Here is a 21,913-nt window from a genome sequence, read left to right as displayed (position 1 = left end):
GGGCGGCGGCCGCAACAGGGTGGGGACACTCTCCCGACAGGGTGGGAACACTGCCCGGACAGGGTGGGGACACTGCCCGGACAGGGTGGGGACACTGCCCGGACAGGGTGGGGACGCTGCCCGGACGTGCACGGGGACTTCCTGGGAGGTTCCGGCACAAGTGGCCTCCCGTACCCCCCGAGCAGGGCGTTCGTGTATCTTGCGCCTTCCTCGCGGGTCGACGACCGCCCTACTCTGAGCCGACCGCGGGCGCCCGCTCCCGGCAGCAGCCGGGAGTAGCAGCACATGCGCCAGTCCTTCCTCCGTTCCCTCGTCGCCGCGGCCGTGCTCGTAGCGGGCGCAGGACTCAGCGTCGTGGCCGCGCCGACCGCGTCGGCGGCGCCGGTCTTCAGCACCGCGTGCTTCACCTCCCCGAAGGTCTCGCCGGTGTCGCAGTACACCGTTCCCGCGACCGGGGTCTCGACGGTCCGAGCCGTCCTCAGCGGCCAGAACGGCGGGAAGGGTGCGAGCGGCCTCGGGACGGGCAACGCCGGCGGACGCGGCTCCAGCCTCGTCGTGGAGGTGCCCGTCACGCCCGGGCAGGTGCTGGAGATCGGGCGCCTCACGGGCGCCCCGGCCGGAGCGGCAGGCGCCACGCGCTACGTGAACGGCGGCGTCTACGCGGGCGACTCCGGCGGCGCGGGCGGCGACGCCCAGTACCTCAGCACGGCCGGCTCGGACGGCTGTCAGCACGCCCTCGCCGTGGCGGCGGGCGGCGGAGGCGGCGGCGGGCGGTCCTCGGTCGGCGGCGACGCCGACGCCGGCAGCGGCGCGAGGGGCGGCGGGAACGGCGGCAGGAACAACGCGGCCGACGGCGGCGGCGGCGGCGCGGCCGGGCAGAGCTCGGGCGGCTCGCCCGGCGCCCGCGGCTACAGCACGTTCGGCGAGTGCGCCGACGGCAACAACGGCCAGTGGGGCGTGTTCCTCAACGACGGCAAGGGCGCCGACGCCGGCGCCTCCCGCGGCGGCGGCGGCAACTGCTCGTTCCCCGGCCACAGCGGCGGCGGCGGCGGGGCCGGCTGGTGGTACGGCGGCGGCGGCGGATCGCCCTACGTGTTCGGCAGCATGAACGACACCCTCGGCGTCATGAACGACCCCGGCGCCGGCGGCGGCGGCTCGAGCTACGTGCACCCGAGCGTGACGAGGATCTCGCAGACGGCCGGCCCGACGGCGGCCGACCCCGTGGTCGCTCCGGTGTACGACACCGCCGTGACCGTGACGCGGACCCCCGACTTCTCGATGCTCGGGCAGGAGGTCACCGTCACCGCGAAGGTGACCATCCCGAGCCTGGGCCGGCCGGTGGCCGCCGGCGGCACCGTCGAGATCCTCACCGGTGCAGGTACCAGCAGGGTGACCCTCGACGCGGACGGCGTCGGCGTGCTGACCACGAGGGACATCCCGCAGGGCTGGAACGAGATCCGCGCGCACTACCCCGACACCATCACCCCCGCCGAGGCGGGACGAGGGAGCTGGTCGGCGCTCCCCGCTCTGCGCCACGAGGTGCGCGCGTGCGCGGCGGCACCCGTCATCACCCGGCAGCCCTCGGACATCGCGGGCGTCACCAACCAGGTCTACACGCTGACGATGGGCGTGAGCGTCTCGGCCGTCTACGGCGGCATCCCCGCCGTGTCCTGGGAGAGGTCCACGGACGGCGGCGCCACGTGGAAGCCCGCGCTCGGCCGGGCGGGCGCCCGGGAGGACGGGACCGCGTTCCTCGAGGCCGGCCCCGATCCCACCGGCTCCTACCGCTACCGGGCGACCCTGACCACCTGCGGGGGCAGCGTCCGCAGCGAGCCGGCCACCGTGGCGGTGGGCGGCGTGCGCTTCGACCTGTCGACGCTCCCGCAGAAGGCGTACGGCGACTCCTTCGACGCGAGCCCCTACGCGCAGGCCGTCGATGTGCCCGGCCGCTCGATCGTCCTGAGCAGCAGGACCGCCGAGACCTGCTCCGTCAGCGGCATGAGGGTGACCGTGCTCCACGCCGGCGTCTGCACGCTCGCGGCGAGGCTCGACGCGCTCGCTCCTCTGGGCTGGGCGGGCGAGCCCCTGCAGAGCTTCACGGCGAAGCCGAAGGCGCTCACGGTGACCGCCCCGACGGTCGACTACCCGCGAGGCGCGCCGTCCCCCGACCTGCGCTGCACGGCCGCCTTCGTCGGCACCGACACCTTCGGCGCCCCGCTCACGGCCGGCGTCTACCGGCCGATCGTCACGGCGGACGACGTCATCTACCGCTTGATCCCGAACTGGCCCACCTCCACCTTCACCACCTTCACCACGCGGTGCAGCGGCGCGAAGGTCAGCAGCGACTACACGATCGCGGGGTACAAGGACGGCGCGCTGCGCATCGTCGCGGCCGTCCCGATGGTGACCGCCTCCTCGCCCTCGTCGACCTACGGATCCACTCCCCCCGCGATCACCGCCTCCGTGACCGGCTCCCCCTCCGGGACGGTCTCCTGCGGCGCCTTCGCGGCGTCCGACACCGGATTCACGACGCCGCTGGCGCTCTCCGCGACGACCCCCGTCGGCCGCTACCCCACGCGCTGCTCCGGCCTGACGAACCCCTCGGGACAGCTGATCACCATCGACGGCGCGCTCACGATCTCGCCGGCGCCCCTCTCGGTGACCGCGTCGAGCCCCGGGACGCAGGCGCACGGCACCGCGACCGCCCCGACGGTCACCTGCACGGCCGACGGCTTCGCAGGAACCGACCGGTTCGTCACCGAGCCGACCGGCGCCTACTACACGGCGGACGGCACCGGGAAGGTGACGATCGGAGCGCGCACGCCCGTCGGCGACTACGTCACGCGGTGCGACGGAGGCGACGCGGGGCCGAACTACACCCTCCGGTCGATCCCCGGCACCTTCGCGCTGGCCGACCGCTCAGCCCCCGTCGTGACCGTGCCCGCCGCCGTCACGGCCGAGCCGGCCGACGTCTCCGGCGCCGTCGTCACCTTCGCGTCCTCCGCGCAGGACGCGGTCGACGGAGCCGTGGGCTCGACCTGCACGCCCGCCTCGGGAAGCGTCTTCCCGATCGGGGACACGACGGTCGACTGCACCGCGGACGACGAGGCCGGCAACACCGGCACGTCCTCGTTCCGGATCACGGTCCGGAAGTTCTCGCAGACGGTCGCCTTCACCTCCTCGCGGCCGACCGCGCCGACGGCGCTGGGCACCTTCACTCCGACGGCCACCGGCGGCGGCTCCGGGAGCCCCGTCTCGATCGGAGCGACCGGATCCTGCGCGATCGCCGACGGCGTCGTGACCTTCACCCGGAGCGGCACCTGCACCGTGACCGCCGACCAGGCCGGCGACGACCACTACACCGCGGGGCGCGCCTCCTTCGATCTCGAGGTCGCGAAGGCGTCGCAGACGCTGACGGTCGCGGTGCCGAAGACCGGCGTCCTGGAGTCGACCGGCGTCGCCACGGCGACCTCGAGCTCGGGACTGCCGGTGCTCGTCAGGACCTTCTTCGGCTGCACCGTCGCCCCCGACGCGACGGGTGCGCAGATCCTGACCTACACCGAGCCCTCGACCTGCGGCGTGCAGTTCGACCAGCCGGGCGACGACGTGTACGCGGCCGCCGACGGCCTGGTGCGCTTCGTCCCGATCTCGCGGATCCCCCAGACGGTCGTCGTCACCTCGACTCCGCCCGACCGGGTGTTCACCGACGACCGGTACACGGTCGAGGCGACCGGCGGCGGCTCGGGCAACCCGCTCGTGATCGCGGTGATCGAGAACGGCAACTGCACCATCGCGGACGACGTGGTGACGTTCTTCGGCGACGGCACCTGCACGGTGACGATCGACCAGGCCGCGGACGATCGGCACGACGCCGCTCCGCAGGTCCGGCAGGTCATCACGGTCGGGACTCCCGAGGGGAACCTCTCCTTCGGGAGCACCGCGCCCCCGCACGCGATGTCGCTCGAGACGTACCGGCCGACGATCGTGCCCGGCCCGTCGAAGGGCGTGCCCGTGCTCTCCGCGAGCCGAGACTGCTCGATCCTCCCGGACGGAGTGACCGTGCGGAACGACGGGGCCGGGCTCTGCGTGCTGTCCCTCGACCAGCCCGGAGACGGCTACTGGCCCGCGCGGCACGCCGAGCAGGAGTACTCGATCTACTTCCTCCCGCAGACGGTCCGGATCACGAGCGCGCCTCCGGTCGGCGCCGTCCTCGGGGACACGTACCGCCCCGTGATCGAGGGCGGCGCCTCGGGCATCGCTCCGTTCCTCCTCACCACCGCGTCGTGCTCGGCGAAGGACGGCGTGGTCACCTTCACCACGAAGGGCGTCTGCGGCGTCTTCGCCTACCAGAACGGCAACCGGCAGTACGACAGCGCCCGGCCCGCCGTGCAGGAGGTGGAGGTCGGCTACGCGCCCGGCTCCGTGGCGTTCACGACCGCCGTCCCGACCGACGCGGAGGTCGGCGGATCCTTCACTCCTGCCTTCACGCGCGGACCGTCCTCCGGCCCCTCGGTGCTCAGCGTCTCGGGCGCCTGCTCCGACGGCGAGAACGGCGCCGTCCGGTTCGACTCCGCGGGCACCTGCACGCTGACGGCGATCCACTACCGCGACGCCACCTACGGCACCGGGCGGGCGGTCCAAACCTTCGAGATCACCGCGATCGCGCAGACCGTCGCCTTCACCTCGACCGCGCCGTCGACGGCCGCGGCCGGCGACACGCTCACTCCGACCGCGACGGGCGGCGCGTCCGGGCTCCCCGTGACGATCGGAGCGACCGGCGCCTGCACGCTCGCCGACGGCGTCGTCACCTTCGCCGGCAGCGGCACCTGCACCGTCACGGCGGACCAGGCGGGCGACGGGCGCTACGCGGCGGCGGCGCAGGCCTCGCAGACCGTCGCGGTCTCGCAGCTCGCGGGCACCGTCGCGTTCGGCGGCGATGCTCCGGCCGAGGCCCGAGTCGGGGGCTCCTCGACGGCCGCGGTCGTCGCCGGCCCCTCCAGTGCTCCCCCGGTGCTGACGGCCTCCGGCGCCTGCTCCGTCGGGCCCTTCCGACTGGTCTCCTACGACTCCGCCGGCACCTGCACGCTGACGCTGGACCAGGCGGGCGACTCCCGCCACAGCGCAGCGCCGACGGCGGTGCGCAGCTTCGAGATCACCCGGACCGCGCAAACCGTGGCCTTCACCTCGCAGGCGCCGGACTCGGCGCTCGCAGGCGGCACCTACCGTCCGACCGCGACCGGAGGAGCCTCCGGGCGGCCCGTGGTGCTCGGAGCCTCCGGGTCCTGCACGCTCACCAACGGGGTCGTCGCCTTCACCGGATCGGGCACCTGCACGGTGACCGCCGACCAGACGGGCGACGCCCGGTACGACGCGGCGGAGCGGGCCTCGCAGGTGATCGCGGTCGGACTGCTCGCGGGCACCGTCTCCTTCGGCGGCAACGCGCCGACCGGCGCGACGGTCGGCGGGACGACCACCCCGCGGATCATCGCCGGGCCCTCCACGGCGCGTCCGGTGCTGACCGCCTCCGGAGCATGCTCGGCGGCCGCGGGAGTCGTGTCCTACGACTCCGTCGGCACCTGCACGCTGACGCTCGACCAGGCGGGCGACTCGCGGTACGGCGCCGCTCCGCAGGCCGTCCGCACCTTCGCGATCGGCGCCCTCGGCCAGACGCTGGCGTTCGCCTCGCCGGTCCCCGACGCGGCGGTCGCGGGGGGCTCCTACACGCCCGTCGTGACGGCCGGCGCGTCGAGCGCCCCCGTGGTGCTCGGAGCGGCCGGGTCCTGCACGGTCGCGGACGGCGTCGTGACCTTCACCCGCTCCGGCACCTGCACGGTGACCGCGGACCAGGCCGGGGACGAGCGCCACTCGGCGGCTCCGCGGATCTCGCAGTCGGTGGAGGTCGGCGCGGCAGCGGGAGCGGTGACGTTCCGCGACGCCGCTCCGACGGACGCCCGGATCGGCGGCTCCTGGACCCCGTCGATCGTCCGCGGCCCGTCGAGCGCCGACCCGGTGCTCGACGCCTCCGACTCCTGCTCGCTGGGAGAGGACGGCACGGTGTCCTACGACTCCGTCGGCACCTGCACGCTGACGCTGGACCAGGCCGGCGACGACGCTCACGCACCCGCGGAGCAGGTCGTCCGGACCTTCCCGATCGGCAAGGCGCTGCAGACCGTCGCCTTCACCTCCGCGGCTCCGAGCACGGCGACCGCGGGCGGCCGCTACACGCCGACCGCGGCGGGCGGCTCCTCCGACCTGCCGGTCACGATCGGCGCCACGGGCGCGTGCTCGCTCGCGAGCGGCGTCGTGACCTTCAGCGGATCCGGCACCTGCACCGTCACCGCGGATCAGGCCGGCGACGCCTCGCACGACGCGGCTCCCCGGGCGACCCAGTCGATCGCGGTCACCGCGGTCGTCCCGCAGAAGAAGAAGGCGCAGAAGGTCGCCTTCTCGACCGCGATGCCGTCCTCGCCCGAGAAGGGGATCGCCTACCCGGTCGCGGCCACCGCCTCCTCCGGTCTGCCCGTGAAGCTGTACGCGAGCGGCAGCTGCACGCTGACCGCCACCGGCGCGGGCACGGCGACGGTGCGGCTGACGGGCGCGGCGAGCTGCACCGTCCGGGCCACGCAGGCGGGCGACTCCGCGTGGCTCGCCGCGACCTCGGTGACGCAGTCGCTGCAGGTGAAGTCCTCCACCCGCGCCGACCTGACGCTGACGCTGGCGCCGGCGCCGGGACTGGCGGCGACGGCCCCGCTCTCGGGCACGATCACCGTCCGGAACACCGGCACCCGGGACGCGGCGACGACGACCACCCGGGTCGTCGTCAGCGGAACGGTGGCGAGTGCGCCCGGCGCCGTGCAGACGAAGGGCTCGGCCGCGGGCACGACGGTCCTCACCTGGACCGCGCCGAGCGTCTCGGCCGGGCGGAGCACCACCTACTCGGTGACGCTGGTCGACCGGCCGGCCGCCACGACGATCGACGCCAGGGTGTCGACCGCCGCCGCCGATCCCACACCGGCGAACAACGCGGTCAGGCGCACCTTCCGGTAGAGGCTGCGGGGAGGGAGGGGTGTCGCGCCGCGTTGCCCGCTCCCTCCCCGACCGCTACGGTCGCGGGGACGCTCCGGGGGACGGAGCTCGCGAGGGGGGCCCGTGGACCGGTTGAGGCGACGCGCGCTGCTGCTGGGGATCGCCTCCTCGGCGGTCGCGCTGACGGGGTGCACGCCCGCCCGGCCCGCTCCCGCGGCGCTCCCGCCGAGCACGGCGCCGGCGGCGGTGCTGCCGACCGCCGCTCCGACCGCCGTCCCGACCCCTCCCCGCCCCGTGCCGACCACCACCGCCGCGGCGGCTCCGGTGCGGCGGAAGGCGCCGCTGCCCTCCGGCACGATCTCGGAGCTGCCCGGCGAGGGGAGCACGCTAGCCTGGACCGTCGACGACGGCGCGGACTCCGACGTGGTCGCCGCCTACGCGCAGTTCGCCCGCGACACCGGAACCCGGCTGACCTTCTTCCTCAACGGGAAGTACGACTCGTGGACCGTGAACGCGCCGCTGCTGGCTCCGCTCGTCGCCTCGGGGCAGGTGCAGCTCGCGAACCACACCTGGTCGCACGCCGACCTGACGAGCCTCTCGAGCGACGGCGTGCAGGAGGAGCTGGGCCGCAACGGCGACTTCATCCGCTCGACCTACGGGGTGGAGGCGGCGCCCTTCTACCGGCCGCCGTTCGGCTACACGGACGAGCGGAGCCGGGCCGCCGCGGCGGCGATCGGCTACACGGCGACGGTGCTCTGGTACGGCTCGCTCTCGGACTCGGGGCGGATCACGCCCGAGCAGGTGGTCGGCTTCGCGGACCAGTGGTTCCTGCCGCAGCACATCGTGATCGGGCACGCGAACTTCGATCCTGTGACGCAGGTCTACGCGCGGCTCGTCGACATCCTCCGCGAGCGCTCGCTCGAGACGGTGACCCTCCGCGACGTGTTCGCGGTCTGAGCGCCTCCCCGGCGGCGCGGGTCAGCGCAGCGCGGGTCAGCGCGCGGGTCAGCGCAGCGCAGATCAGCGCGCGGGTCAGCGGAGCGCGGCGCGCGCGGCGGCGGAGACGGCCGCGGCGACCGCGTCGAGGGCGGGCGTGTGCAGGGCCCACTGCTGCCAGTAGAGGGGGACGTCGACGGGGTCGCCGCCCAGCTCGACCAGGCCGTCGCCGCCGACCGGGGCCTGCAGCTCGGGCAGCATCCCCCACCCCATGCCCAGGCGCACGGCCCGCTCGAAGTCGGTCGATCCGGGGACGCGGTGCTGCGGCGGGCGGCCCTCGACGCCGGCGGCTCGGAGGAAGTCGTCCTGCAGGCGGTCCTTCTCGTCGAAGACGACCAGCGGAGCGCTCGCGAGACCGGCCGTGCCGCCGTCCGGGAACCAGCGCTCGGCGAACGCGGGCGCGGCCATGGCGCGGTACCGCATCACTCCGAGCGGTGCGACGGTGCAGCCGAGCACCGCTTCCGACTCTCCGGTGACGGCCGCCAGCACGGTGCCGTCGCGGAGGAACGCGGTGGTGTGCGCCTGGTCCTCGCGGTGCAGCTCCACCACGACGTCGGGGACGGAGGCGAGCGCGGGCAGCACCCAGGTGGCCAGGGAGTCGGCGTTGACGGCGAGCGGGAGGACGACCGGGCCCGCCCCCGCCGCGTCCTCGCCGCCGAGCGAGCGGACGGCGTCGTCGGCGAGGAGCTCGATCTGGCGGGCGAGGCGGAGGAGCCCCGCACCGGCCTCGGTCGCGACGACCGGGCGCGAGCGCACCAGCAGGACGCGGCCGGCAGCGGTCTCGAGCGCCTTGATCCGCTGGCTGAGGGCGGAGGGGGTGATGTGCAGGGCCCGGGCGGCGGCGTCGAAGGAGCCGAACCGGACGGAGGCGGCGAGCGCGCGCAGGCGGGAGAGGTCGAGATCGTCGGTCAGCATCAGTATTGCTTACGGTACTGAAGGAGCATGAGCTGGTCTACAGAAGTGCCCAGCCCTAGCGTCGGAGCGTGTCCCCCCTCCTCGTCGCCCTCTCCGGCCTCGGCTTCGGCCTCTCGCTCATCATCGCGATCGGCGCGCAGAACGCCTTCGTGCTCCGCCAGGGCCTCCGCCGCGAGCACGTGCCCGCCGTCGTCGCGATCTGCGCGCTCTGCGACGCCGCGCTGATCGTGCTCGGGATCGCGGGGATCGGAGCGGTCCTGGAGTCGGCGCCGTGGCTGCTGGTGGTGATCCGCTGGGGCGGCATCGCCTTCCTCCTCGCCTACGCGGTGATGGCGGCGAGGCGCGCACTGCGGCCGGGGACCCTCGACGGCGATCCGGCCGGCGCCTCGACGTCGCTCCGCACGGCGATCGGCACGTGCCTGGCGCTCACGCTGCTGAACCCGCACGTCTACCTCGACACGGTCGTGCTGCTCGGGTCGGTGGCGAACACGCACGGCGCCGAGCGCTGGTGGTTCGGGGCGGGGGCGGCGGCCGGGAGCGTGCTGTGGTTCACCGCTCTCGGCTTCGGGGCGCGCGCGCTGCGGCCGCTGTTCCGGAGCCGCGGGGCCTGGCGGATCCTCGACGCGGCCGTGGCGGTCGTGATGGTGGTGCTGGCGGTGTCGCTCGCGCTGCACTGAGGGCCTAGTGGTGCACTGCTTGTTCTACTAACATTGTGAACATGTTGTTCCGTGTCGACCACACCGCGGCGGGCTCGCTCGCCGACCAGCTGGAGTCGCAGGTGCGCTCGGCCGTCGCCCGGGGCGAGCTCTCGGCGGGCGACCGCCTGCCGCCCGCCCGCGAGCTCGCCGACTCGCTCGGCATCAACATGCACACCGTGCTGCGCGCGTACGCCGCCCTGCGCGACGACGGGATCCTCCAGATGCGCCGGGGCCGCGGCGCGTGGATCACGGAGTCGGCCGGGCCCGGGCTCGTGCGCGTCACCGCCCTGGTCGACGAGCTGCTCGCGGAGGCCCGCCGCAGCGGCATCACCCCGGCGGAGCTCGTCCGCCTGATCGAGAGGACCGGATCATGACCGCCACCGCCGACCGCCGCCGCGAGCTCCTCGCCGCCGCGTCCCTCCTGCTCCCCGCCGCCGGAGTGCTCGTCTCGCGCCTCGTCCTGGACGACGCTCTGCCCGCGGAGCTCGCCTCGCACTGGTCGGGGACCGGGGCTGCCGATGCGACCGCGGCGACGGGCGCCCTGCTCGCGATCGCCCTCGTGCTCTCCGGGCTCCCGGCCGTCGCGGGCGTCGTGGCGGCGGCCGTCGGGCGCGCCGCGCGGCTCCTGCTGGCGACCCTCGGCCTCGTGGCCGGGCTGGGCGCCTCCGCCTGGGCGACCTCGGTCGGCACGACGCTCGCGGCCGGGCGCGCCGAGGGGGCGGAGCTCGGCGGGTGGCTGCTCGCGCTGCTCGGAGGGATGCTCTTCGCCGTCGTGCCCGCGCTGATCGCTCCGGGCACCCGGCGCGCCTCCCGCCTGGCCGCCGGCCGCCTGCCGCTCGCGGCGGAGGAGACCGGCGCCTGGTCGCAGACGCTGACGGGCCCGGTGTTCGCCGTCGCCGCGGTCGCCACGGCGGCGGGCGCGGCCCTCTCCCTCGCGACGCTCGCCGCGGCGGGCGCCACCGGTCCGGCGATCGCGACGGCCGTCGTCCTCGGCGTCGTCGCGCTGGTGCTCCTCTCCTTCTCCCGCCTGAGGGTGACCGCCGACCGCCGCGGCCTCCGCGTCGTCACGACCGCCCTCGGCATCCCGCTGCGCCGCATCCCGCTCGACACCATCGCCTCGGCCGGCACGGCCCAGCTGCAGCCGTCGGAGTGGGGCGGCTGGGGGTACCGGGTGATGCCTGGCCGCTCGGCGGTCATCCTGCACGCCGGGCCGGGGCTGGTGGTGACGACGGACCGCTCGCGCGAGTTCGCGATCAGCCTCGACGACCCCGAGACCCCCGCGGCGCTGCTCGAGACCCTGCGCTCGCGGGCCTGAGGCGCCGACCCGTCAGTCGACCACGATCCGGACGAGCGTCGTGACGGCATCCACCGCGTTCACGTAGGAGTAGTGCCGCGAGGTCGGGAAGGCGAGGTGCCGTCCGGGCTCCAGCCGCACGGGCTCCTCGCCCTCCCGCTCCAGGAGGAGCGCGCCGGCGGTGACGAGCAGGATCTCGTGCCACCCCTCGGGGTCGGGCTGCGCGTCGTAGCGGTCCCCGGGGCCGAGCGTCCAGGTCCAGAGCTGGGCCTCCCGGCGCGCGGGGACGGAGGAGAGCAGGACGGCGACGCTCGCCTCGCCCGCTCCCCGCCAGGCGACCTGGTCGATCGCCGCGGGCGCGGATCCCGGGGCCGAGACGAGTGCAGTGAACGTGGTGCCGAGGGCGGTCGCGAGGCGGTCGACTCCGGTCAGCGAGATGTTGGCCTCGCCGGCCTCGGCCGCGACGATCGTCCGCCGGCTGATGCCCGAGCGCGCCGCCAGCGCGGTCTGGCTCAGCCCGGCTCCGCGCCGCGCGAGGCGGAGGTTGCCGCCCAGGTGGGCGAGGACGGGAGCCGACATGCGCACTATTCTGCACCGACACGCCCCTGATGCTCCTAGGATGTGCAGAATGATGCACATCTCTCCTCTCCGGGGCCTCCGCTTCACGCGTCCGGAGTGGGCGCTCATCGGCATCACCGCGATCTGGGGCGGGACCTTCCTCGCCGTGCACATCGCGATGGAGGACAGTGGGCCGCTGTTCTTCGTCGGGATGCGGTTCGCCATCGCGGGGCTGATCAGCGCGGTCGTGTTCCACCGGTCGCTCCGGGGGATGCGGCGGATCGACCTCGCGGCCGGCGTCGCGATCGGGGTGATGATCTTCGCGGGCTACGGCCTGCAGAGCTACGGGCTGCAGACGATCCCGAGCAGCACCTCCGCGTTCCTGACCGCGCTGTACGTGCCGCTGGTGCCGCTGCTCCAGTGGGTCGTGTTCCGTCGCCGTCCGGGCGTGCTGACGCTGGTGGGCGTCGCGCTGGCGTTCGTCGGACTGCTCCTGATCGCGGGCCCGCAGCCGGGCGTCGCGCTCGGAGCGGGCGAGGTGGCGACGATCGTGAGCACGCTGCCGATCGCGGCCGAGATCATCCTGATCGGCCTCGTCGCCGGACGCGTCGACCCCGGCCGGGTGACCGTGGTGCAGCTGCTGGTCGCCGGCGCGCTCGGGTTCGCCTCGATGCCCCTCGCGGGCGAGGCGGTCCCGGCGTTCTCGGGGGCCTGGCTGATCCCCGCGCTCGCGCTCGGGGCGAGCAGCTGCCTGATCCAGCTGACGATGAACTGGGCTCAGCGCTCGGTCTCGCCGTCGCGCGCCACGATCATCTACTCCGCCGAGCCCGTCTGGGCCGGCCTGATCGGCCGCCTCGCCGGCGACCGGCTCCCCGCGCTCGCCCTGCTCGGGGCGGGGTTCATCGTCGCGGGCACGCTCGTCAGCGAGCTGAAGCCGCGCCGCGAGCCCGCGCCGCCGGCTCTCAGGTGACGGCGGGGAGGGCGGCCGAGGCGACGAGCGCGCCGCCGGCGTCGGTGATCTCGACGGCGGCGACGGACTCGCGCAGGACGGCCGCGTTCATCTCGCAGTCGAGCTCCGCGGAGCTGCCGAGGAAGGAGCCGGACGGGAGCCGCTCACCGGAGCCGGTGACCAGCACGAGGTCGTAGCTCTCGCCGAGCGCGAAGCCGGTCCCGCGGAGGATCGTCTCGGTGCCCCAGGTGTGCGCCACGAGCGAGCCGTCGAGCGTCACGCCCTCCGTCCGCTCATCGAAGGCAATCGCCTCGACGGCGCCGAGCGTCCCGGGCGGTCCCGCGACGGGGCGCTCCTCGGCAGACCGCAGGGCCGCTCCGGCGACGCCGCCCACGACGAGGAGCGCGGCCGCCGCGGCGACGGCCAGGACGGCACGGAGACGCGAGGCACGGCGGCGCGGGGCCCGGCGGCGCGAGGCACGCAGACTCTCCCCGCGCTCGGGCCGCTCCCCGGCGAGCGCCGCGACGCGCGACCGCAGCTCCGGCGACGGCTCCGCCTCCTCCCAGCGGCCCAGTGCGCCGAGCCGGTCGACCACCGCGCCGAACGACGCGAGCTCGCGGTCGATCGAGGGGTCGGCAGCGCGCAGGCTCTCGAACTCCCGCGTCTCCTCGGCGGAGAGGTCGCCGGCGAGGGCCGCGGCGAGGAGCCCCTCGCGCCGGCCGCCGGGCTCGTCTCCGTCGGGCTGGTCTCGGTCGATCACGATCTCTCCTCGTCCGTGGGTCCGGCGCCCGCGAGGTGACCGCGGAGCGCTCGGAGAGCGTAGAAGGCGCGGCTGCGCAGGGTGGCGACCGGCACGCTCGTGGCGGCCGACAGCTCGGCGTAGGTCTCGCCGTTCACGTGGACGGCGACGACGACCTGCCGGTGCTCGGCGGAGAGCCGCGCGAGCGCCTCGGCGATCGCGAGCGGCTCGAGGGGGTCGCGGTCCTCCGCGGGCACCTCCTCCAGAACCTCGGCCTCGACCAGGCGCGGCAGGCGCTGCCGCGAGCGGTGCACGTCGATGACGACGTTGCGTGCGATGGCGAAGAGCCAGGTGCGGGTGCTGGCACGCTCGGCGGAGTAGCTCGCCCGCGAGCGCCAGGCGCGCAGGAACGTCTCCTGCACGCAGTCCTCGGCGAGGCCGCGGTCGCGCAGGGCGTTGAGCGCGAAGCCGAGCAGGGCGGACCCGTGCTCGTCGAAGGCGGCGGCCGGGTCGAACTCCGCCGTCCGGGGCTCGAGGCGCACCACGGGAGCCGGGACCTCCGAGTGCTCGCGCGGCATCGCGGGCCCTTCGTCTCGTCGTGCCGTCGCCGTGCGCGCCACACCGCCTCCTCGTCGGGACCGGTGGTCCGTCGGAAGGGGGTACGGCCGCGGCGGCGGCGGCGTTCATCGGAGGCGAGGACCGTCTCCGTGAAGATCTTCTCAGATGGAGTGAACGCGGCGCCGCTTCCGGCCGTACTCCCTGCATCGGGCCCGCTCGGCGCTCGCGATCGAAAGGCTCCACCATGACGAAGACGTCCCCCGCGCGGAACCGCGCCGGCCGCCGCCTGCTCTCCCTCGGCGGCATCACCGCCGTCGCCGCCGCCTCCTTCTTCGCCGCCGCGCCGGCCCAGGCCGAGACCGAGGTCGCCGAGCCGTCCTCGTTCACCAGCGCCTTCACGGTGATGGCGACGCCCGACCAGGTCGTGAACGCCGACTCCGCCGCGACCCCCGGCCAGCCCGGCGCCACGGGCGAGATGACCTTCCGGGTCAACAGCGACCTCGACGTCATCTGCTACGACATCACCCTCACCGGCGTGACCGGCGACTACCAGAGCCCCGCGAAGACCGCGACGCACATCCACCAGGCGGCCCTGGGCAAGGCGGGCCCGCCGCGCATCGCGTTCCCGAACCCCGCGCCGGTCGGAGACGGCCCCCGCACCAGCAGCGGCTGCCTGCAGGGCCCCTTCACCACGGGCATCCAGGCGAACGGGGCGGACACCGGCGCCGGATTCACGCTGAAGGCCCTCGAGGCCGATCCCGCCGCCTTCGCGGCCGACTCCCACACGGCCTCGTACGCGGCGGGCGTCGTCCGCGGCCAGCTCTCGCAGGTGCCGGTCGGCGGCCTCCAGACCGGTGGCGGCGCGACCGCCGCCGGGAGCGACGCCACGGGCCCGTCCGGTCTCGCTGCGATGGCCGGCCTCGGAGCCGTCGCCGCCCTCGGCGCGGCCGGAGTGGTCGTCGCCCGCCGGCGCACCGCCTCCTGATCGTGGGCACCCGGTCGAGGAGCGGAGCGGCGGCACTGTGCGCCGTGCTGCTCCTCGCGGGGTGCGCCGCCGCGGACGGGAGCGGAGGAGCGGAGACGCCCGCGAGCGCGCCCGCGCCTCCGGCCCTCGCTTCTGCTCCCCCGCTCACTCCTCCCCCGGTCCCCGCGCCCGACCCCGCCGCTGCCGCGCCTGCGCGCACCGTCGGCGTCGAGCCCGCCCGGCTGAGCGTGCCCGCGATGGGCCTGGACGAGCCGCTGATCGCCCTGGGCATCCAGTCGGACGGGGCGATGGAGGTGCCGGTGGACTACGACGACGTCGGCTGGTTCTCGGGAGGCGGGCGCCCGGGCGGCATCGGCCGCACCGTGATCGCGGCGCACGTCGACTCGCGGTCCGGTCCCGCGGTCTTCTTCCGCCTCGGCGAGCTCGCCCCGGGCGATGAGATCGCGGTGAGCGGAGTGGACGGCTCCGACCACCGCTATCGGGTGACGGCGGTCGAGTCCCACGCCAAGGCCGCGTTTCCCACCGCCCGCGTCTTCGGCGCGACCCTCGAGGAGGAGCTGATCCTCGTGACCTGCGGAGGCGAGTACGACGCGGCGATCGGCCGCTACCGGGACAACCTGGTGGTGTTCGCCTCCCCGCTCTGAGGCCCGCCACGGAGGCGCGGCACAGAGGGGCGGCACGACCGCCCGGCATCGTGGCGCGGAACGGTGGCGCAGAGCACAGCACGAGAGCCCCGTCGGCGCAAGGGTCCGGGCGCGCGCACGCCGTGTGGTCGGATGAGGAGGGTCGGCCCCCGCCGCCGCTCCCCTCCCGCTCCCCACTGCCGTGGCGCGGCCGATCCGACAGGACGCCCGTGTCCACCAGCCCCCGCCCCACCCTCTTCGCCCTGCCCGGACTCGGGCTCGACGACCGCGCCTTCGACGCGCTCGGCCGCGAGCTCGCCGACGTCGCGGACCTCGTCGCGCTCGGCCTGCCCGGTGGATCCGGGACCTCGCTCGAGGAGATGACCGCCGCCACGATCCGCCGGATCCGCGAGCACGGCGCCTCCCGCTGGCTGCTCCTCGGGCACAGCATGGGCGGGAAGATCGCCTCGCTCGTGGCCTCCCGCACGGTCACCGGCCGCTCGGGCCTGTTCGGGCTCGCGGGCGTCGTGCTCCTCGCCGGGTCGCCGCTCTCGCCCGAGCCGATGGAGGAGGAGCGCCGCTCGACCATGCTCGGCTGGGTCGCCGACGGGCACCTCGACGAGGCGCAGGCGCGCGAGTTCGTCGACCAGAACGTCGGCTCGCCGCTGCCCGCCGACGCCGACGCGGAGGTGCTGGCCGAGCTGCGCCGCTACTCCCCCGAGGGCTGGCGGGACTGGCTCGAGCACGGCAGCCGTGAGGACCGCACCGGCGAGGCCGCCCTCGGGGCGGTGCCCGCGCTCCTGATCGCGGGCGGTGAGGACGGCGACCTCGGCGCCGACGCGCAGCGCCGCCTCAACGGCTCCCTCTACTCCCGTGCCCGGCTGCTCACGCTCGCCGGGGCGGGCCACCTGCTGCCGTTCGAGCGCCCGGTCGAGGTGGCGGCGGCGATCCGCCGGTTCTGGGAGGAGGAGGCCGGCACGGCGCCGTCGGTCCCGGCCGACGTCGGCGCGGCCATCGCCTCCGCCCGCACCTCCACGCGGGTGCGCGGGCTGCTGGCCGTGCGCGCGCTCGCCGACGACCCGGAGTACGCGCCCCGCGCCCTGACCGTCGCCCAGCTCGCGGAGCTGCGCGCGATCGCCGACCGGGTCGTCCCGCAGGAGGGCGGCCGGATCGACCTGGCCGCACGGGTGGACACGCAGCTCGCGAACGGTGAGGGCGACGGCTGGCGCAACGCCGACCTGCCGGCCGACCCGATCGCCTACGGTCTGGCGCTCGACACCCTCCGCGGCTTCGCCGGCCTCGGCCCCGCCGAGCAGGACGCGCGCCTCACCGCGATCGCCGACGGCTCCGCGGAGCTCGGCGACCGCTCGGCCGGCGGGCTCGGTGCCGAGCAGCTGACCGCCTGGTTCGAGGACTGCCGCGTCGACCTCGTCAGGCAGTGGCTGGCCCACCCCGCATCGATGGCGCGGATCGGCTACGACGGCTACGCCAGTGGCGGCGACACGCTGCCGCTCGTGACGGGCTTCCGCCTGCTCGGCGCCGACGACCGCGAGACCTGGGAACCGACGACGAGGAGTCACCGATGAACACGACCGGCATGCGCCGCTTCCCGCTCGACGAGACGGTCGACGCCGTCGTGATCGGCACCGGGGCCGGCGGAGCGCCCCTGCTCTCGGTGCTCGCCGCTCGCGGGCTGCGCGTCGTCGCCCTCGAGGCCGGGCCGCAATTAGATCCGCTCGGCCACACCGCCGACGAGACGGCGGCCGTCGAGATCAACTGGATGGAGGAGCGCCTCAGCGGAGGCGAGACCCCCACCGCCTTCGGGCAGAACAACAGCGGCCGCGGGGTCGGCGGCTCGACGCTGCACTGGGGCGCGTTCACGCCCCGCCCCGACCCGCGCGACCTGCGGCTCCGGAGCGACTCCGGCGTCGGCCGCGACTGGCCGATCGAGCACGCCGAGCTCACCGCGTACATCGAGAAGGTGGAGGCGACGATCGGAGTGGCGGGCCCGGCCGAGTACCCGTGGGACCCGTCGCGCCGCTACCTGCAGGGCCCGCTCGCGCGGAACGCCTCGGCCGACATGATGCTGCGCGGCTGCGCGGCGATCGGGATGCGCGCGACCGACGCGCCCGCCGCCGTGCTCAGCGGCCCGCGGGACGACGGCCGGCCCTCCTGCGTCAACTGCGGCCAGTGCCATCAGGGCTGCCGGACCGGCGCGAAGACGAGCATGGACGTGACCTACCTGCCGGAGGCGGTGCGGGCCGGTGCCGAGATCCGGGCCGACTCGTTCGTGCACGGGATCGAGCTGGACGCCGCGGGCCGCGTGTGCGCCGTGGTCTACACGAGCGGCGGAGTGGAGCACCGGCAGCGCTGCTCCGCCCTGTTCCTCTGCGCGGGCGGCGTCGAGACGCCCCGGCTCCTCCTGCACACCGGCATCGCGAACAGCAGCGGCCAGGTGGGCCGCAACTTCCTGGCGCACGGGGCGACCCAGGTCTGGGGCACCTTCGAGAACGAGATGCGCGGTTACCGCGGCTACCCCTCCTCGGTGATCACCGAGGACACCGTCCGCCCGGCCGACGCGGACTTCGCGGGCGGCTACCTGATCCAGAGTCTCGGAGTGATGCCGCTGACCTACGCGACGACGCTCGCCCGCGGCGCGGGCCTCTGGGGCAGGGATCTGATGGACGCGCTCGACGGCTACCGCTTCGCGGCGGGCGTCGGGATCAATGCCGAGTGCCTGCCCGCCGACGGCAACCGGCTGGAGCTGACCGACGAGCTGGACGAGCACGGGGTGCCGAAGGCGCGCATCACGTTCTCGGCGGGCGCCAACGAGGAGGCGATCGACCGGCACGCGATCCGGACGATGACCGCGATCGTGGAGGCGGCCGGCGCGACGAGCACGCGGGTCATGGCGCGCACGGCGCACACTCTCGGCACCGTGCGGATGGGCACCGACGCGGGCGACGCCGTGATCGACGCGGACGGCCGCAGCTTCGACGTGCCGAACCTCTGGGTGTGCGACAACTCGGTGTTCCCGAGCGCGCTGATCGCGAACCCGGCGCTCGCGACGATGGCGCTCTCGCTGCGGACGGCGGACCGCTTCCTGGCGGCGTAGCGTCGCGGCGGCGGGACGGCTGCGTCGCGGCTGCGGGGCGGCCGCGGGGCGGGACGACGGGCGAGGTGCTCCTCCGCGTCGCCGACTGACCGCGCGGGCGCGCCCGGACTGCGCGCCCGGACTACGCACCCGCCGGATCAGCCGTGGGGCCGTGCGGGGCGCCAGCGCAGTCGCGAGACGCGCTGACCGAACGGCGGGCCGTCGCGATGGCGTGTGACGGCGGTACGGCGCGCGCTGAGCCGCCGAGGTGCTGAGGTGCTGAGGTGCTGAGTGCTGAGGTGCTGCATCGTGGTGGCCGAACGGCGGCAGGGCGCAAGGCGGAGGCACGGCCCTGGTGTCGGCACGGCGTCAGGCGACGGTGCGGCCCCGGTGACGGTCCGCGCCTCAGCGGCAGTGGTGCGGCGGTGGTGCGACGGTGCAGCCGCGTGAACCCGAGCGAAGGCGCAGATCCGAGCGTCAGTGGCGCGGCGGTAGGTCGCTGAGCACTCGCCTCCGAGCGACAGCACGGCCCGATCACCAGTGCGAACCCGCGCAATGGGCCGAACCCGCCCGACAGCCGATTCCCTCAGGGGTGCACGGCGGAACGGCAGCACGGCAGCACGGCAGCACGGCAGCACGGCAGCACGGCAGCACGGCAGCACGGCAGCGTGTCAGAACGGCGGCGGCCGGTCCGCGAACCTCGGAGTCGCGGGCGGGCCTGGACGGAGCCGTTCCTCGAGGCCCGGCGGGCGCGTGGTGATGCGGCGGCCGGTGGGGGTGGTCCAGTCGGCGGTGCCGTCGGGGTGGAGGACGTAGGTCCAGCGGTCGCCGTGCCGCACGTGGTGATGGGCGACGCAGAGGCTGGCGAGGTTGGCGGGGTCGGTGCCGCCGCCGTTTCGCCACTCGACGACGTGGTCGGCCTCGGCGCCCGCGGCGGAGCGGGTGCAGCCGGGGAAGCGGCAGGTCACGTCGCGGAGCTGGAGGAGGAGCCGCAGCTCGCGGTGCGGCAGTCGGCGTGTGCGCCCGACCGAGAGGACGGCGCCCGTCCGGGGCTCGGTCAGCACGCGGGTGACGGTCGCGGGGACGAGGCTCCGGGCGACGTCCGCCGGGATCGGGCCGTAGCCGTCGAGCTCGGCGGAGGCGTCGTCGGCGCCGGACGCGGTGCTCGCCGACAGGGTGACCCGCACCTCGGCGCGCACGCCGGTGACGAGAGTCGGAACGGGCCGATCGGCGCCGACCGGGTCGGGCGCCGTGCCGATGACGTCCGCCTCGCAGAGGAGGTCGGCCAGAGCGTCGGCTCGCAGCTGGGCGAGGGTCCGCTCGTCGCCCGCTCCGGAGATCGCGTCGACGTCGCACGCCCCGGTGATTCCGGTCGGCTCCGCCCCGGTCGTCCCGCTCGACTCCGCCCCGCAGGAGCCCGCATCCGTGGCGGCAGGCGGCTCCGCCCCCGCCGGCCCCTCGGCGCCGTCGCGGAGGATCCGGGCGATCCGGTCGAGGCGGCTGTACGCCCCCACGGCGACCGGGGCGGGGAGGAGGGCGCAGAGCGTCGCCATGCCGTCGACCTCGGGGGTCAGCCAGACCGCGCGGTCCTCGCGGGCACGTCGGTGGCGCTCGGCGAGGGGCTGCTCGTGGAGCTCCTCCCGCAGCCGCGCCAGAGCGCGCCGCAGCTGGGTCGGCGTGGTGCGGGCCGCGAGCTCGGCCGCCCGCGTATCGAACGCGGCGCGGGAGCCCGGAGGCAGGGTGGCCGCGACGGCGCAGACGACCTGGCCCGCCTCCCACCGCAGGCGCGCCCCGGCGAGGGCGGCGCGGGTGGCCGGCAGGTCTTCGACGAGGAGGCGCGCGTGGTCGAGCTCGCGGGAGGCGACCCGCTCGGAGACTCCGAGGGCGACGGCGAACTCCGCACGGATCGACCGCTCGGCGAGGTCGCTCGACGCGTGCGACGCCGAGCCGCGGGCGAACGACTCCGGACGCTCGAGCGCGGCCCGGTGCCCGGCGTGCAGCTCCTCGGCCGCGGCCAGGAGCAGCGGGGACGCCGAGCGGGCCAGCGCCGCGGCTCGGTCGCCGCGAGCACGCACCTCGCTGAGCACCGCCTCCGCTGCTGTGGACCCGCTGATCATCGTCATACGTGTATTCAATCGGCGACCACCGACACGGAAGCGACGGATCGTCATATCCGTGGAGAACCGGAGTGAAGCCCTCCTGTGGAGGGAGGGATCACCGCAGCCGACACCGCACATCCCCGCCGTCCTCGGGGCGGCGCGCGCAGGACACCGGCGCAACACCCCGCCACACGCACCGCCACACGCCCCCCGCTCACGCGAACCGCACCGCCACACACGCCCCCCGCTCACCCGATCCGCACCGCCACACGCCCCCGCTCACCCGAACCGCACCGCCACACACGCCCCCGCTCACCCGAACCGCACCGCCACACACGCCCCCGCTCACCTGAACCGCACCGAACCGCCCCCGCCTCACGCACTCCCGCACACCCCCAGCCTCACGCGAACCGCCCCGCCACCTCCGCCAGGCACTCCCGGAACACCCGCACGGCCGGCGACGCCAGCTGCGCCTCGCGCTGGGCGGTGAAGATCGTGCGGCGGGGCGTGCCGGGCAGCTCGAGGAGGCGGCAGTCCGGCGCCTCGCCCGCCCAGACCAGGTCGGGCATCAGGGCGACGGCGTGGCCGGAGGCGGCGAGTCGGATCTGCGCCTGCAGGTCGGCGGTCTCGAAGCGGACGTCCGGCTCGAAGCCCGCGACCCGGCAGGTCTGCTCGGCGAAGTGGCGGCTCGCGGTACCGCGCGGCTCCATCACCCAGGCGGAGTCGCGGGCCGAGGCGAGGTCGACGACGGCGGAGTCGCGGCTCACGGCGAGGCGGATCGCGTCGGACGTCAGGTCGCTGCGCACCAGTCCGGGCAGCCAGGAGGTCGAGTGGCCGGGGTACTGCTCGGCGACGACGAGGTCGAACTCCCGCGCCCACGACGTCTCGTGCAGAGCGCCCTCCGGCTCGCGCTGCACCATCTCGATCCGCACCTCCGGGAAGCGGTCGGCGACGGCCCGGAGCGCGCCCGGCATGAGCGCGAGCGCGGCCGACTGGAACACCGCGACGCGCACCCGCCCGGTCACCGACTCCCCCGAGGCCGCGAGCGCCGCCTCCGCCCGCTCGAGCAGGGCCATCACCTCGCCGGCCGCTTCGACCAGGATCTCGGCCTGGGGTGTGAGCTGCACGCGCCGGCCCGCCTTCCGCAGCAGCTCGACGCCGGCCTCGCGCTCGAGCACGGCGAGCTGCTGCGAGACGGCGGAGGGACTGTAGGCGAGGGCCTCGGCCGCGGCGGCGAGAGTGCCGCGGATGGCCACCTCGCGGAGCAGGACCAGGCGGCGGACATCGAGCACGGCGTCTCTCCGATCGTTCAGCTGAGCTGACCGGTACCGGTAAGAAACGGTCGCTTCTGCTCAACGGTAGTCGGTCGAATACTGAAG

At 75.3% G+C, this 21,913-nt stretch carries 16 protein-coding genes; 10 read left to right on the top strand and 6 right to left on the bottom strand.

Going from position 1 to position 21,913, the window contains the following annotated elements; all coding sequences use genetic code 11:
• Positions 1–285 precede the first annotated feature (285 nt).
• Both C5C44_RS05170 and C5C44_RS05165 read left to right on the top strand, forming a co-directional pair.
• Entirely contained in the window at positions 286–7,047 is a 6,762-nt protein-coding gene (locus C5C44_RS05170) for an HYR domain-containing protein (RefSeq protein WP_146084308.1), read from the top strand.
• A 102-nt stretch (positions 7,048–7,149) separates the two neighbouring features.
• A complete protein-coding gene (locus C5C44_RS05165) occupies positions 7,150–7,983 on the top strand; it encodes a polysaccharide deacetylase family protein (RefSeq protein ID WP_219827833.1) in 834 nt (277 codons plus the stop codon).
• Between the two features lie 75 nt (positions 7,984–8,058).
• Here the strand turns inward: C5C44_RS05165 and C5C44_RS05160 are convergent, their stop codons facing one another.
• Positions 8,059–8,937, bottom strand: coding sequence for a LysR family transcriptional regulator ArgP (locus C5C44_RS05160; protein WP_104227346.1), 879 nt, complete (start codon positions 8,935–8,937; stop codon positions 8,059–8,061).
• A gap of 68 nt (positions 8,938–9,005) precedes the next feature.
• Between C5C44_RS05160 and C5C44_RS05155 the strand changes: the two genes are divergently transcribed.
• From C5C44_RS05155 to C5C44_RS05145, 3 genes are read left to right on the top strand one after another with little or no spacing between them, the layout of a single operon-like run.
• Complete coding sequence (locus C5C44_RS05155) at positions 9,006–9,614, top strand: LysE/ArgO family amino acid transporter (protein WP_104335456.1); 609 nt, start codon at positions 9,006–9,008, stop codon at positions 9,612–9,614.
• A gap of 41 nt (positions 9,615–9,655) precedes the next feature.
• A complete protein-coding gene (locus tag C5C44_RS05150) occupies positions 9,656–10,009 on the top strand; it encodes a GntR family transcriptional regulator (RefSeq protein ID WP_104335530.1) in 354 nt (117 codons plus the stop codon).
• A complete protein-coding gene (locus C5C44_RS05145) occupies positions 10,006–10,950 on the top strand; it encodes a hypothetical protein (RefSeq protein ID WP_104335455.1) in 945 nt (314 codons plus the stop codon). The genes C5C44_RS05150 and C5C44_RS05145 overlap by 4 nt, the downstream gene beginning before the upstream one ends.
• Before the next feature lie 12 nt (positions 10,951–10,962).
• On the opposite strand, the gene C5C44_RS05140 is transcribed toward C5C44_RS05145, so the two are convergent.
• Positions 10,963–11,508, bottom strand: coding sequence for a helix-turn-helix domain-containing protein (locus C5C44_RS05140; RefSeq protein WP_104292936.1), 546 nt, complete (start codon positions 11,506–11,508; stop codon positions 10,963–10,965).
• A 49-nt stretch (positions 11,509–11,557) separates the two neighbouring features.
• Between C5C44_RS05140 and C5C44_RS05135 the strand changes: the two genes are divergently transcribed.
• Positions 11,558–12,457, top strand: a complete 900-nt coding sequence (locus tag C5C44_RS05135) for a DMT family transporter (protein WP_258066671.1) — start codon at positions 11,558–11,560, stop codon at positions 12,455–12,457.
• Here C5C44_RS05135 and C5C44_RS05130 read toward each other — a convergent pair.
• Positions 12,450–13,196 (bottom strand): hypothetical protein, encoded by a 747-nt coding sequence (locus C5C44_RS05130; protein ID WP_104335454.1) that lies wholly within the window; start codon positions 13,194–13,196, stop codon positions 12,450–12,452. The two genes, C5C44_RS05135 and C5C44_RS05130, sit on opposite strands and share 8 nt — an antisense overlap.
• The gene (locus C5C44_RS05125) at positions 13,193–13,753 is read right to left on the bottom strand and encodes a sigma-70 family RNA polymerase sigma factor (protein WP_104256617.1); all 561 of its coding nucleotides are present in this window, start codon (positions 13,751–13,753) and stop codon (positions 13,193–13,195) included. The genes C5C44_RS05130 and C5C44_RS05125 overlap by 4 nt, the downstream gene beginning before the upstream one ends.
• A 224-nt stretch (positions 13,754–13,977) precedes the next feature.
• Between C5C44_RS05125 and C5C44_RS05120 the strand changes: the two genes are divergently transcribed.
• The 4 genes from C5C44_RS05120 (at position 13,978) to C5C44_RS05105 (ending at position 18,456) form a co-directional block, all read left to right on the top strand.
• The gene (locus C5C44_RS05120) at positions 13,978–14,718 is read left to right on the top strand and encodes a CHRD domain-containing protein (RefSeq protein ID WP_104319943.1); all 741 of its coding nucleotides are present in this window, start codon (positions 13,978–13,980) and stop codon (positions 14,716–14,718) included.
• A gap of 2 nt (positions 14,719–14,720) precedes the next feature.
• Positions 14,721–15,362, top strand: a complete 642-nt coding sequence (locus tag C5C44_RS17290) for a class F sortase (protein WP_181132726.1) — start codon at positions 14,721–14,723, stop codon at positions 15,360–15,362.
• A gap of 209 nt (positions 15,363–15,571) precedes the next feature.
• Positions 15,572–16,927 (top strand): alpha/beta hydrolase, encoded by a 1,356-nt coding sequence (locus C5C44_RS05110; protein ID WP_104335452.1) that lies wholly within the window; start codon positions 15,572–15,574, stop codon positions 16,925–16,927.
• Complete coding sequence (locus C5C44_RS05105; RefSeq protein ID WP_104335451.1) at positions 16,924–18,456, top strand: GMC family oxidoreductase; 1,533 nt, start codon at positions 16,924–16,926, stop codon at positions 18,454–18,456. The genes C5C44_RS05110 and C5C44_RS05105 overlap by 4 nt, the downstream gene beginning before the upstream one ends.
• 650 nt (positions 18,457–19,106) lie before the next feature.
• Here C5C44_RS05105 and C5C44_RS05100 read toward each other — a convergent pair.
• Positions 19,107–20,558, bottom strand: coding sequence for an HNH endonuclease signature motif containing protein (locus C5C44_RS05100; protein ID WP_181132724.1), 1,452 nt, complete (start codon positions 20,556–20,558; stop codon positions 19,107–19,109).
• 377 nt (positions 20,559–20,935) lie between these two features.
• Positions 20,936–21,826, bottom strand: a complete 891-nt coding sequence (locus C5C44_RS05095; protein ID WP_104269522.1) for a LysR family transcriptional regulator — start codon at positions 21,824–21,826, stop codon at positions 20,936–20,938.
• Positions 21,827–21,913 lie beyond the last annotated feature (87 nt).

Origin of the sequence: Rathayibacter sp. AY1F6 (genome assembly GCF_002932035.1) — a bacterium.
GTDB lineage: Bacteria > Actinomycetota > Actinomycetes > Actinomycetales > Microbacteriaceae > Rathayibacter.
Note: the sequence above shows the minus strand (reverse complement) of the source record. Positions and strands in the feature narration are given on the sequence as shown.